The 12,245-nt window shown below is 54.8% G+C and carries 13 protein-coding genes; 11 read left to right on the forward strand and 2 right to left on the reverse strand.

Annotation, left to right across the window (positions count from 1 at the left end):
* Window positions 1-264 precede the first annotated feature (264 nt).
* The 3 genes from G6L01_RS18330 (at window position 265) to G6L01_RS18340 (ending at window position 3,608) form a co-directional block, all read left to right on the forward strand.
* The gene (locus G6L01_RS18330; protein ID WP_234892414.1) at window positions 265-1,584 is read left to right on the forward strand and encodes a carbohydrate porin; all 1,320 of its coding nucleotides are present in this window, start codon (window positions 265-267) and stop codon (window positions 1,582-1,584) included.
* Window positions 1,585-1,852: 268 nt separating this feature from the next.
* A complete protein-coding gene (locus G6L01_RS18335; RefSeq protein ID WP_070163419.1) occupies window positions 1,853-2,749 on the forward strand; it encodes an acetoacetate decarboxylase family protein in 897 nt (298 codons plus the stop codon).
* Between the two features lie 10 nt (window positions 2,750-2,759).
* A complete protein-coding gene (locus G6L01_RS18340; RefSeq protein ID WP_070163420.1) occupies window positions 2,760-3,608 on the forward strand; it encodes a fumarylacetoacetate hydrolase family protein in 849 nt (282 codons plus the stop codon).
* Between the two features lie 68 nt (window positions 3,609-3,676).
* Here G6L01_RS18340 and G6L01_RS28135 read toward each other — a convergent pair whose 3' ends face one another.
* On the reverse strand, window positions 3,677-3,901 hold the full coding sequence (locus G6L01_RS28135) for a LysR family transcriptional regulator (protein WP_234891899.1): 225 nt from the start codon (window positions 3,899-3,901) through the stop codon (window positions 3,677-3,679).
* Here G6L01_RS28135 and G6L01_RS18345 point away from each other — a divergent pair.
* Complete coding sequence (locus G6L01_RS18345; RefSeq protein ID WP_071205620.1) at window positions 3,857-4,090, forward strand: hypothetical protein; 234 nt, start codon at window positions 3,857-3,859, stop codon at window positions 4,088-4,090. The two genes, G6L01_RS28135 and G6L01_RS18345, sit on opposite strands and share 45 nt — an antisense overlap.
* Window positions 4,091-4,092: 2 nt before the next feature.
* Entirely contained in the window at window positions 4,093-4,584 is a 492-nt protein-coding gene (locus tag G6L01_RS18350; RefSeq protein WP_070163516.1) for a nucleoside deaminase, read from the forward strand.
* Between the two features lie 50 nt (window positions 4,585-4,634).
* Here G6L01_RS18350 and G6L01_RS18355 read toward each other — a convergent pair whose 3' ends face one another.
* Entirely contained in the window at window positions 4,635-5,345 is a 711-nt protein-coding gene (locus G6L01_RS18355) for a GntR family transcriptional regulator (RefSeq protein ID WP_070163421.1), read from the reverse strand.
* 377 nt (window positions 5,346-5,722) lie between these two features.
* Between G6L01_RS18355 and G6L01_RS18360 the strand changes: the two genes are divergently transcribed.
* Genes G6L01_RS18360 through G6L01_RS18385 form a run of 6 tightly spaced genes read left to right on the forward strand, consistent with a single transcriptional unit; the run spans window position 5,723 to window position 12,236 of the window.
* A complete protein-coding gene (locus G6L01_RS18360) occupies window positions 5,723-7,264 on the forward strand; it encodes an ABC transporter substrate-binding protein (RefSeq protein WP_070163422.1) in 1,542 nt (513 codons plus the stop codon).
* Window positions 7,265-7,315: 51 nt separating this feature from the next.
* A complete protein-coding gene (locus G6L01_RS18365) occupies window positions 7,316-8,644 on the forward strand; it encodes a GH1 family beta-glucosidase (RefSeq protein WP_070163423.1) in 1,329 nt (442 codons plus the stop codon).
* Between the two features lie 24 nt (window positions 8,645-8,668).
* A complete protein-coding gene (locus tag G6L01_RS18370) occupies window positions 8,669-9,610 on the forward strand; it encodes an ABC transporter permease (RefSeq protein WP_070163424.1) in 942 nt (313 codons plus the stop codon).
* A complete protein-coding gene (locus G6L01_RS18375; RefSeq protein ID WP_070163425.1) occupies window positions 9,610-10,491 on the forward strand; it encodes an ABC transporter permease in 882 nt (293 codons plus the stop codon). Before G6L01_RS18370 ends, G6L01_RS18375 begins: the two co-directional genes overlap by 1 nt.
* Before the next feature lie 2 nt (window positions 10,492-10,493).
* A complete protein-coding gene (locus G6L01_RS18380; protein WP_070163426.1) occupies window positions 10,494-11,705 on the forward strand; it encodes an amidohydrolase/deacetylase family metallohydrolase in 1,212 nt (403 codons plus the stop codon).
* A gap of 39 nt (window positions 11,706-11,744) precedes the next feature.
* Window positions 11,745-12,236: a RidA family protein gene (locus G6L01_RS18385; RefSeq protein WP_070163427.1), complete on the forward strand. Its 492-nt coding sequence runs from the start codon at window positions 11,745-11,747 to the stop codon at window positions 12,234-12,236.
* Window positions 12,237-12,245: the final 9 nt, after the last annotated feature.

The following is a 12,245-nucleotide window of genomic DNA, read 5'->3' on the forward strand; positions in this document are numbered from 1 at the left end:
GCGTTGCGAGCATTGTTTCGATGATGTCGATCCCAGCCCTTGCGGGCAATCGATGTCGGATCAGCAAGGCCGTCTTCGCTTCATAAGGACCATACGGGAGGTGGTCCTGATCGACTTGGCAGTCTGCGTCACCGCTTTGTCGGAGGCTTCACCGCAGCACAGTCGCAATGAGGAGCAGTCAATCAAACCAAATTCAACGGAGTGAGCAGGTTCGATTCTTAGGGGAGGATAATAATGCGAATTCTATACATGATCACTATACCGTTGCTGTTTGCAACGGCTGCTCCAGCCTTTGCCATCGATCCGGAGATCGGTACGCAAGAACCACCTTTTCTGGATGGTCCACCGCCAGTCTATTCCGGCCCGCTCGCAGAAGCCGGACGGTGGCTCCATGAGAATGGGATCGATCTTCGAATTGACTATATCAATATCGCTCAGAGCGCATCTGCCTATGGCTTCAGAAAAGTCGGCTATGGATCGTTCCTCGTCGATCTGACCGGTAATATTACGCCTGATCTACGGATCAGGCTCACTGAAGCGATCAATTTGCCAAACAACAATGTCACCGGCAACCTGACTGCCTTTCTTCCGCCGGTCACCGGCAATACCGACACGGCTCTTGCCCGCTTTTCACTGGAAGCTGACTTTTTAGATGACCGCCTGACGATTGAGGCAGGCCGCATTGGACTGGCTCGTGACTTCTCGATCAGGGGCTATTGCAGCGGTATCAGCTGTATCAACGCGACGCAGGGCAAGAGCCTGAACCTTCCGGACGATGTGCGTTCAGTTTGGGGCGGTCGGGCCGCTTACAAATTGACGGCCAATACGACTTTAGGGTTCGGTTTGATCGAGGACAATCCGGACAACTGGCAGAATGGCGACGGCTGGACCTGGGGATCTGGAGACGCCGAAGGCTATATCGCCGCTGCTAACGTTCGTCATATCGAAACCTTTATGGACAGTGACAAGCCGTTTAAACTTGAAGCTGGAGCCTATTTCCGGTCCACGCCCTATCAAGACACGCTCTATAACAGTGGATGGGGGAACCCGACATACGGCGCCAATACCAAAATCGTCACGCATGACAGCGGAACGACCGCAATGTATGCGCATACACGCAAGGTGGTTTGGAGCAGGTCTTCGGATAGTTTCAATCCGGAGAACATCGCGTTCTATGGTGGTATCCTGCATTATTTCGGTGAAGGTCACGACTATCCATGGGAAGCCTATGCAGGCGTAGAATATTCGGGTTTTTGGCAAGCCAATCCGCTGGCTGGGGTCGGGGCTTCCGTTCACTATATTCGTATCAGTGAGGAGCGGGCGCAGTACGAGCGCAATGCCCGTCGGTTCTTTTCTGGCGTCGATCAAAGGCAGCCACAAGACATGTTCATGTTCGACCTGCATGGAAGCACAGGCCTTTTTGGCAATGGCATTCTCGATTTTGGTGCCGCCTATATTGTCAATCCCAACTCTGCTTTCGCTGATTTTTCTACGGCAAGGCAGAAGGATGGCGTCGTCATTTATGCGGCGCTTGCATTCGACTTGAGTACCGTCCTTGGGCTTTCTCCCCGGAGAGGTCCCTAAGCAAAGTCAGGGAACAGTCTTTAACCTTTTTGCTTGACGAGGCGATAAAAAATATATTTTTTATGATAAAATATTTATAATGGGAAGGGAGGTTCCTATGACTTGTCTGATTTACCCCCAAACGTCGTGATGCCACCCGCATTGCGCATCCGCGATGGCTCTCTTTGAGAGCACGGATTGTTGAGACGTGTAGCCAGTTATCAGAGGCCTGCTGGATGGCTTTGTCGCCATTCAGCGGCATCTGTCATATTTGATGGGAGATCGATTTATGGGGTTCAAATTCAATCAGGAATTTCGCTATCGAATGCCGACAGTATTCGGGCCAGCCGTAGGACCTCGCCAAAAGCCGGGCGGCGGCATGTGGGCGCTGGAAGAAACCGGTACGATGAATGCCGAATGGATGGCCATTACCTATCGCACCAGTGCGGATAAGTTAGAGGCGCTTCTGCCTCCGGGGATGAGCTTGCGCGGTGAGCCGCTCATCAGTGTCTCCTGCGCCTGGTTCAAGAACCTTTATTGGCTTGCGGGGCGTGGCTACGGCATTTTGTCGATTGATTTCCCCGTAACCTATCAAGGCAAGACCGAACGGTTGGAAGGGTCTTTCTGCCCGGTTATCTGGGAGGGCGCGCCCGATGCGATCCTGACTGGGCGGGATGAAATGGGCTTTCCGAAACTGTTTTGCGATATGCCGGAAATCACCTGGGATAAGGAAAAAGCCACCGCATCCTGCGAAGCATCCTGGTTCGGCTTTAAATTTTTCGACATTACGCTTGGTGAAATGGAAGAGGATGACGCCCCGCCAAGCCTGCCTGGTTCCGGCGGTGGCGCGGCCATGTACTATAAATACGTACCTCGGACGAACCCGTTTCAGGGTGGGGGAGCAGACGTCGCTTATATCACGACGCCAGCGCCACCGCCGGGAGCGGGCAAGCCGGATGCCATCAATTTCGATGGATATGAGTTCAAGCGCTGGCGGGCCAAGGGCAGCTTCAACTGGCACAAGGCGACGTTTGAACAGCTCCCGACAACCTTTCATATCGTCAACGCTGTGGCAGATATGCCGTGTTTTGAAATCGTCAAAACCGAAATGGTGGCCTTCTCAGGTCCGGGAATAGGCGTTTCGGTCAATAGCATTCGTCCCGTAGAGCCGGGCCATCAGGAATAAGGACAATAGAATGAAACTGGCAAGATTTATTGTCGAGGGAAAACCTCGGCTCGGTAAAGTCGTGGGCTCTGAGATCATTGATCTGAGTTCCGTGGCTCCTGAATGCGGAAGCTCAATGAAGGCGCTGATTGAGCGGTTGAATGAATTGAGACCGGCTTTGGAAGCGCTTGATGGCCCTTCTTTTGTATTGGCGGATGTTCAGCTTGCTGCACCAATCACGGACCCCAGGAAGTTTCTCGCCATTGGGATGAATTACAGGGCCCATGCCGAGGAAGCAGCCGCCGCAGGAATACCCACGCCAAAGTCGCAATTGTGGTTCAACAAACAGGTCACCTGCATCAATGGACCCTATGACGACGTGGTGCTGCCCAGCGTGTCCGAAAAGGTCGATTATGAAGCTGAGCTGGGTTTCATTATCGGCAAACGGTGCCGCCATGTGAAGCGCGAAGACGCGCAATCGGTGATCGCCGGGTATTTCGTTGCCAATGATGTCACCGCCAGAGACTGGCAGTTCCGCTCGCCGACCTATACGCTCGGCAAGAGCTTTGACACCCACGGCCCCATCGGCCCCTGGATCACGACGGCAGACGAAGTTCCAGATCCGCACAATTTGACGCTATCTCTCTCGCTGAATGGTGAGGAAAGACAGCGCACGTCTACGGGCGACATGATCTACGATATCTGGGATCAGATTTCCTATCTCTCAACTGTTATGACACTTGAGCCCGGCGACATCATCGCAACCGGAACGCCATCGAATGTTGGGATTGCAACTGAAACCTTCATGAAGCCGGGCGATATCGTTCGCGTCGAAGTAAACGGACTGGGTTCAATCGAAAACCGGTTCGTTGCTGAATAGCGATAATCCATCAACGTTGATTGGCAGATAGCCGATTGAGATACTCCTGCCTTTAGGGTCTGTCTGGTTCAATCTGAACCGGCCAGACCCTTGCAACCGTACGACCCCATGCCAGCTGAGAAAGCAGGCCCTCTTTCCTCAAGCCCTGAATTTCTCCTGCGAAAACTACATACCGCCAGCCGTCGCTCCCCCGCTGCTGTGGGCTGCACACCACGCGGCAACCTTTCCAGCAAGGGCAGTCCTGTGTCGTGCTCCAGACTGATGATCTGCCGGTTGATCGCCGAGGCGGACATATTCAGTTTTTAAGGGGCTTCCCGGAAAGAACCAGCGCGGGCAACGGCATCCAGCAAGATTACGGAAGAGGAGATGAGTTGCATTTGGCGGCCCACCGTTTCATTTTCTCGAACGATAAAGCCGGAAAACTGTGCTTGTCATTCGACTTTTCATCGCGCACCTTCAAGCCGATCTTGCAAGGAGTATGACAATGACGTTTTCGCCCGTGACCGGTCTCGATCACGAATACTTCCTTCGTCTCAGCTTCAAGGTCGCGCTGAGGGCCCAGGAAACAGGCAATCATCCTTTCGGTGCTATTCTAGTCGGGCCCGATGGCGAGGTGCTGATGGAACAGGAAAACGCCTATAACCCGACGCGCGACATGACCGGGCATGCAGAACGGGTTCTGATGACCCGCGCCTCGCAAGCCTACATGCCCGAACGTCTGAATCAATGCACCATGTACACGTCAGCCGAGCCTTGTGCCATGTGTGCTGGTGCGGCCTATTGGGCTGGGATTGGGCGGGTGGTTTTTGGCTTGAGCGAGAGCCAATTGAAGGCGATGACAGGCAATCATCCTGAAAATCCGACACTCGACCTGCCATGCCGTATGGTTTTCGAGGCGGGCCAACGCCGCGTTGAGGTTATCGGCCCTTTGCTGACAGAAGAGGCCGCCAGATTGCATGACAATGCCTGGGGTTGATGGCGGAGAATTGTCGGGGGGTATGTTGATGTGAGAGCTGGTGATCCGGCTTACGAACGTGAATGACTGTCGTTATTTGCGGTCTTTGAAAAAAGAGCTTCAAAGGGGCCGTCTAAATGCAAAAGGAGATCACTTGTCTTGCGCAGATGCGCTTCAAGCCGAGAACATGCGAGTTCGGTGTCGCGCGCCAGGACGGCTTCAGCGATTTCAGCATGCTCAATGTCAACGTGACGGGGCTCTTTCATGAACGGGACCGCCATGCGTCTATATCGCTCGACCTGCCAGAACATCGAGTCGCGTAGCTTCAGCCACCAGCGACTATCGCATGCGACAACCAAGGCATCATGGAATGCCGCATGAAGTTCAGTCCAGGCCGGATTAACGGTATCGCTGCCGTTAGGGTCAGACATCGAGGTATGGTGCAGTTGATGGCTGATATCTTTGATATGACCTTCCCAGGCTAAGGACCCCTTGGTAATCGATCGGCGAAGGCAGCGAAGTTCTATTTCTATCCGTACCTCGGTCAAATCCTTTAAATCTTCGATCGAGATCGGGGTAACATGAAATCCGCGCTGAGCCTCTGCGACAACCAGTCCATCTGATGTCAGACGCGCCAAAGCCTCGCGCACCGCCCCTGGGCTGACGCCAAGTTGCCGGCACAGAGTATCGATCTTGAGCTTCGACCCCGGGATAAAGCGGCCGTTGAGCAAGTCGTGGCGCAGAACCTCATAGGTTTCGAGGGTGCGGGATCGTACTGTCATCGCGACACTTCTATCTTATTTCTGTGAAAATATATTTTTCGTGGTTCTGTATATACGGAGCTAAAAGCACGCACAATCCGGAGGCCTTCATTGGTTCTCCCGATTCATACCAAGTCTCTGACATGCTCACGCATCCTCAACTTGAAGACATTGAAAATATCTCAAATGCATCAGATGCTTGAGATATTTTCACAAGGAATACGAAGAGTCATTTTTAATGAATCTTCCTATCAGAGATCTCGTTCCCTCCAGGCAGTACGGCTTTTTGTTTTCAGTTCGTGCATCATCGCTAACAGGCATTGACACGCCGTGACGTTCCGATAGTCTTTAATTATGATCTGTATTGCGTAATTACAGAATAATAAAAGGGGAACGTCATGAAACGCAAATTGGGATTGCTGGCAACGCTGGCATTTGCACTTTTACCTGGACTTGCACTTTTGCCGGGGCCTGGTCTGGCCCAAGACAAGGGCGGGATCATCAACGTTGCCACCATTGGTGAACCACCTACACTGGACCCGATGGCTTCAACCGCTGACCTGGTCGGCATGACCACACAGCATATGTTTGAAACGCTGTTTACCTTCGATGACAAATGGAATGTCATTCCGCTGCTAGCTGAGACCATGCCCACGATTACCGATGAGGGCAAAACCTACGACATCACCTTGCGCGCTGGCGTGAAATTTCATGATGGCTCGGTGATGACCTCCGCGGATGTGGTGGCCTCAATTGAGCGTTGGCTTGCAACCGCATCACGCGGCAAACAGGTTGTGGCCTATATCGACAAGGTAACAGCGCAGGGCGACAATGCCATTCGCATCACGCTGAAAAAGCCCTATGCGCCGCTGTTGTCGCTGCTGGCGTTCAACAATTCCGCCGCCGTGATCATTCCAAAATCCACTATTGCCGATCCTCTGACGAAATTCATCGGTACCGGCCCCTATATGCTGAAAGAGCGCAAGCCAGACCAATATATCCAGCTGGTGCGGTTTGATGGCTATGTGCCCAGAACCGATGCCGCAAACGGTTTTGGTGGCGCACGCAAAGCCATTCTGGATGAAATCCGCTTCATTCCCGTGCCAGATGCCAACACACGGCTTGAGGGTGCAGTCTCCGGGCAGTTTGACTACACGGATTCTCTCGCACCCGAGAGCTATGACCGCCTGAAAGGCTCAAAAGCCTCTGATCCCGTGGTGCTCAAGCCCTACGGTGCGCCTGTGTTTGTGATGAACACCAAACAGGGCATCATGACCAGCAAGACCCTGCGTCATGCCGTGCAGGTGGCCCTGAACCCGCAGGACATGTTGCTGGCCGCCTTCGGCAACCCTGAATTCTTTGCCGTTGATGGCGCGATCTATCCTGAAGGCTATGCCTGGCACACCAAGGAAGGCATTGCCCGCTATGGCAGTGGCGACCCTGAAGCCGCCGCCAAGCTGATGAAAGAGGCGGGCTATGATGGCAAGCCCGTGCGCATTCTCACCAGCCGCCAATATGAGTTTCACTACAAAATGGCACAGGTGGCAGCCGAATATCTGAAAGCGGCTGGCTTCAAGGTTGATCTGCAAATCTATGATTGGGCAACGCTGACAACGCGCCGTGCTGATCCTGCCCTTTGGGATATTTTCATCACCCACGGCCCCTTCCCGCCAGAGCCTGTGCTGAACGGTTGGATGTCGGATAGCTATCCCGGCTGGTGGTCAACGCCAGAAAAGACCAAGGCAATTGAGCCATTCATTGCAGAATCTGACCCCGCCAAGCGCCAGAAGCTTTTCACGGAGATTCAAAAGACCTTCTATGAGGATGCGCCTGTGTTTAAGGTGGGTGATTTCAATGCGCTTTCGGCCAAGGCCAAGACGCTTGAGGGCTTTCATCCATCGCCATGGCCTTACTTCTGGAATGTCAGCTCCAAGAAATAAGCGGGTTCTTACCCTTCCCGGTTTTTACCTTTCAAAGTGAAGTAGCACATCATGTCGAGATCCTTTCCTCCTGATTTTCTCTGGGGCGTGGCGGCCTCTGCCTTTCAAACGGAAGGTGCTGTCCATGCCGATGGGCGCGGCCAAAGTGTGTGGGATGTTTACAGCCACACACCGGGCCGCACCACCAATGGCGATACCGCCGATATCGCCTGCGACCATTACCACCGCTACCCGGAAGACATTGCGCTGATGCGCGGGCTTGGGGTGAAGGCCTATCGGCTTTCCACCGCATGGCCACGCATTTTCCCAACCGGCAGTGGGCAGGTGAACCAGCGGGGATTGGATTTCTACGATCGGGTGATCGATCTGGCCTTGCATGAGGGGATTGAGCCGTGGATTTGCCTGCACCATTGGGACATGCCTGTCGCCGTTGAAGACAACGGCGGCTGGCGCAATCGCGATACGGCGAAGATTTTTGCCGATTACGCCGCTGTTGTCGCTCGGCATTTTGGTGATCGGGTCAAACGCTTTGCGCCGATTAATGAGCCAAATGTGATTCCATGGGTGGCCTATAATGTCGGGCGTCATGCGCCCGGCAAACAGGATTATCCTTCCAGCCTTCAGGCCATTCATACACTCAATCTCGCCCATGGTTACTCGGTGTCAGCGGTGCGGGCAGAAGCGCCGCAAGCCGAGGTGGGCAACATCGTCTCCCTTGGCCCCGTGCGCCCACATTACGATGATGCGGCCCATGAAGAGGCTCGCATTCTGGGTGATTGTCTGTGGCGCAGGGTGACTGTTGATCCGCTCTGGCTCGGCACCTACCCGGAGCCGATTGCGGATGCCATGCAGCCCTTCATTCAATCGGGTGACATGGACGCCATTTCGCAAAAAATGGATTTCTTCGGCCTCAATCACTATAATCCGGTGTTTGTTGGCCCGAATAAAAACACCACTTTTGGCGTATCGGAAACAGCACCCCCGACAGGCATGGGACCACTCACCGATGTCAACTGGGTGGTCGATCCGGCGGCCTTTCTGGAACAGATCCGCGACACCAGCGCCCGCTATGGCAAGCCAACCATTTACATCACTGAAAACGGTGCCTCCTACCCGGATGCCCTTGGCCCAGACCGTAAGGTGATCGACAATGACCGCATCGCCTATTTCAACCTCTATCTGAATGCGCTGTTGGATGCACTGGATGAGGGCCATGATATTCGCGGCTATTTCGCTTGGTCGCTGATGGACAATTTCGAATGGGGCCGTGGCTTTTCCAAGCGGTTTGGTTTGGTTTACGTCGATTATCCCACCCTGCAACGCATTCCCAAACAATCCTATCATTGGCTCAGCGATGTGATTGCCGCCAATGCCCTGTAATTCCAAGCGACGAGAGGGCAGATCATGATCAGCTATATCGTCAAGCGCCTGCTTGGCATGATTGTGGTGATGTTTCTGGTGGTGACCATTGTGTTTATCATCGTGCGCGTCACCCCCGGCGATCCCGCAGCCGTCATGCTGGGGCCGGATGCGTCAGCGCAAGATGTTGCTGATCTGCGCTCCAAGCTGGGGCTGGATCAATCGCTGATCTCGCAATACGTATTTTACATCGGGGCCTTGTTGACGGGTGATCTAGGCCGCTCGATCTTTCTGGATATGCCTGTGGGTGCTGCCCTGTTGCAACGGGCCGAGCCAACCTTTTTCCTCACGCTGTTTGCGCTGCTGATTGCCTGCGTGCTGGCTCTGCCCATTGGTATTTATGCCGCATACCGACGCGGCTCATGGCTCGATCAAGCGGTGACGGCCATTGCCATGCTGGCGGCCAGCATTCCCAGCTTCTGGCTCGGTTTGATCCTCATGCAGTTCTTTGCGGTGAAGTTGCAACTCTTTCCCGTCTCCGGTTATGGCGGGCCGGGCACCAGCTTTCTGGAGCGGATGTATCATCTGGCCTTGCCAGCCATCGCGCTGGGTCTGGTCTCATCATCCCTGATTCTACGCTTTACCCGTGCCTCCATGCTGGATGTGCTGGGCGATGATTTTGTGCGCACTGCCCGCGCCAAAGGGCTTCAAGAGCGGCATGTGGTGCTGCGCCATGCGCTGAAAAACGCCTTGATCCCGATCCTCACTGTGGTGGGGCTGACGGCAGCGGTGCTGATTTCGGGAGCCGTTGTCACCGAGACAGTGTTTGGCCTGCCCGGCATTGGCAGTCTCGTGGTCTCTGCTGTGTTGCGCCGCGATTATCCGGTCATTCAAGGTGCCTTGCTGGTGATTGCTGGTCTCTATGTGCTGGTGAATTTCGCCATTGATATGCTCTATCTGCTGATTGATCCGAGGGTGCGTTACTGATGACCCAACCCATATCGTTTGAGAGCACACCCCCACTGCAATCGGAAACCATGCGTTTTCTGCGCCGCCTTTTGCGCCGCAAGACGGTGGCGATTGGCCTGTGCATTCTCGCCATCTTCGTGCTGCTGGCGGTGTTGGCGCCGTGGATTGCCCCTTATTCTCCCTACAAACTTTCGATCATGAACCGGCTCAAACCACCGAGTGGAATCTACTGGTTTGGCACGGATGAGTTTGGACGCGATGTATTTTCGCGCACGATTTATGCGGGGCGGTTGTCTTTGCTGGTTGGGGCGTCCGTGGTGGTGCTGTCATCGCTGATCGGCGTAACGCTTGGGCTTCTGGCAGGCTTTTTTCACCGTCTGGATACCCCCATCGCCCGGCTGATTGATGCGATGATGGCTTTCCCGGATATTCTTCTCGCAATCGCCCTTGTGGCCGCGCTTGGGCCATCGCTCACCACCGTGATCATTGCCCTTTCAGTGGTTTATGCACCCCGCTTGGCCCGCATTGTGCGAGCTTCCACGCTGGTGATCCGTGAGTTGCCCTATATCGAAGCGGCCCGTGCGCTTGGTATTTCCACCACACACATCATGGTGCGGCATGTGCTGCGCAATCTGATGTCGCCCATTCTGGTGCAGGCTACATTTTTGTTTGCCAGCGCCATGCTGGCCGAGGCGGGCCTGTCGTTTCTGGGCGTTGGCGTCAGCCCGGAAATCCCCACCTGGGGCACCATGATTGCGGCTGGTCGGCAATATGTCGATCAGGCCGATTGGATGACGCTGTTTCCCGGCTTTGCCATCATTCTCTCTGTGATGTCGCTTCAGATCGTCGGAGACGGTTTGCGCGACATGCTCGACCCAAGACTGCAAAAGGATATTTGACCATGCTGCCTCAGGAACAAGGCTCTGGCCTCCTGCTGTTAAAAAACCTCCGCCCTCTGGCCTTTGGCGAGGCAACACCCCCGCAGGCCATCGATATTTTGATCGGCGCGGATGGCAAGATCATCAAGGTCGGGCAAGATATTGCTCTGACAGAAGATGCCGAAGTGATCGACGGCAAAGGGGCCTGGATATCGCCCGGCTGGGTCGATCTGCATGTGCATATCTGGCATGGCGGCACGGATATTTCCATTCGCCCATCGGAATGCGGAGCCGAGCGCGGCGTGACCACGCTGGTCGATGCAGGCTCCGCTGGAGAAGCCAATTTCCACGGCTTTCGCGAATATATCATTGAACCATCACGAGAGCGGATCAAAGCCTTCTTGAACCTCGGCTCGATTGGTCTGGTGGCCTGCAACCGCGTGCCGGAACTGCGAGACATCAAGGATATTGATCTCGACCGCATTCTGGAATGCTACGCCGATAACAGCGAGCATATCGTGGGCCTCAAAGTTCGGGCCAGCCACGTCATCACCGGATCATGGGGCGTAACCCCGGTCAAACTCGGCAAGAAAATCGCCAAAATCCTGAAAATTCCGATGATGGTGCATGTTGGCGAACCACCAGCGCTTTATGATGAAGTGCTGGAAATTCTAGGCCCCGGCGATGTCGTGACCCATTGCTTCAACGGCAAGGCCGGGTCCAGCATTATGGAAGACGAAGACCTCTATAACCTCGCCGAGCGCTGCGCTGGCGAAGGAATCCGGCTGGATATCGGCCATGGTGGTGCGTCCTTCTCGTTCAAGGTCGCGGAAGCGGCCATCAAACGAGGGCTTTTGCCTTTTTCCATCTCCACCGATCTGCATGGCCATTCGATGAATTTCCCGGTCTGGGATCTGGCCACCACCATGTCCAAACTGCTCTCGGTGGGCATGCCGTTTGAGAAGGTGGTCGAGGCGGTGACCCATGCACCAGCCTCCGTCATCCGCCTGTCGATGCAGGATCGGCTGGTGCCGGGAGCGCGGGCCGATTTCACCATTTTCGATCTGGTCGATGCCGATCTCGAGGCAACCGATTCCAATGGCGATGTTGCCCGCCTCACCCAGCTGTTTGAGCCACGCCATGCCGTGATTGGCCGCGAGGCCATTGCCGCCAGCCGCTACATTCCGCGCGCCCGCAAACTGGTGCGCCACAGCCATGGGTATTCGTGGCGTTGAAATGCATTCAAAAATTCTAGAATTGGAAACCGCGTGAGCATGACTTCACCCTCTACCGATGCCGGATTGCCAACACCCTATGAGCGCCTAGCCGCTCTGGGCATTGCGCTGCCGCCATCGCCACCGCCAATCGCCAATTTCGTCACCCATGTGCGGGAAGGCAATCTGCTGTTTTTATCCGGTCAGGGACCGCGTGAGGCCGATGGCTTTCTCTATTCCGGCAAGGTTGGTGACGACGTGCCGCTGGAAGATGCCTATCGCCACGCTCGCCTCACTGGCATCAACCTGATTGCCGTGATGCATGATGCCTTGGGCGATCTCGCCCGCGTGCGCAAAATTGTCAAAATGCTCGGCATGGTCAATGCCACTCCGGATTTTCGCGATCATCCGCAGGTGATCAATGGCTGTTCAGACCTGTTCATGGAGGTATTTGGTCAAGCGGGTCAGCACGCCCGCTCGGCGGTTGGGTTTGGCTCGCTGCCGGGCAATATCACCGTGGAAATCGAAGTGATTGTGGCATTGCACGAATGAAAAAGGCCC

Origin of the sequence: Agrobacterium vitis (assembly GCF_013337045.2) — a bacterium.
In the GTDB taxonomy this organism is placed as follows: Bacteria; Pseudomonadota; Alphaproteobacteria; order Rhizobiales; family Rhizobiaceae; genus Allorhizobium; species Allorhizobium vitis_B.

Bases quoted from the DNA above. Each gene is read 5' to 3' on its own strand.
- G6L01_RS18375 (WP_070163425.1), top strand. From the start codon at position 9,610: ATGACCCAACCCATATCGTTTGAGAGCACACCCCCACTGCAATCGGAA.
- G6L01_RS18340 (WP_070163420.1), top strand. From the start codon at position 2,760: ATGAAACTGGCAAGATTTATTGTCGAGGGAAAACCTCGGCTCGGTAAA.
- G6L01_RS28135 (WP_234891899.1), bottom strand. From the start codon at position 3,901: ATGTCCGCCTCGGCGATCAACCGGCAGATCATCAGTCTGGAGCACGAC.
- G6L01_RS18360 (WP_070163422.1), top strand. From the start codon at position 5,723: ATGAAACGCAAATTGGGATTGCTGGCAACGCTGGCATTTGCACTTTTA.
- G6L01_RS18355 (WP_070163421.1), bottom strand. From the start codon at position 5,345: ATGACAGTACGATCCCGCACCCTCGAAACCTATGAGGTTCTGCGCCAC.
- G6L01_RS18335 (WP_070163419.1), top strand. From the start codon at position 1,853: ATGGGGTTCAAATTCAATCAGGAATTTCGCTATCGAATGCCGACAGTA.
- G6L01_RS18365 (WP_070163423.1), top strand. From the start codon at position 7,316: ATGTCGAGATCCTTTCCTCCTGATTTTCTCTGGGGCGTGGCGGCCTCT.
- G6L01_RS18380 (WP_070163426.1), top strand. From the start codon at position 10,494: ATGCTGCCTCAGGAACAAGGCTCTGGCCTCCTGCTGTTAAAAAACCTC.
- G6L01_RS18385 (WP_070163427.1), top strand. From the start codon at position 11,745: ATGACTTCACCCTCTACCGATGCCGGATTGCCAACACCCTATGAGCGC.
- G6L01_RS18350 (WP_070163516.1), top strand. From the start codon at position 4,093: ATGACGTTTTCGCCCGTGACCGGTCTCGATCACGAATACTTCCTTCGT.
- G6L01_RS18370 (WP_070163424.1), top strand. From the start codon at position 8,669: ATGATCAGCTATATCGTCAAGCGCCTGCTTGGCATGATTGTGGTGATG.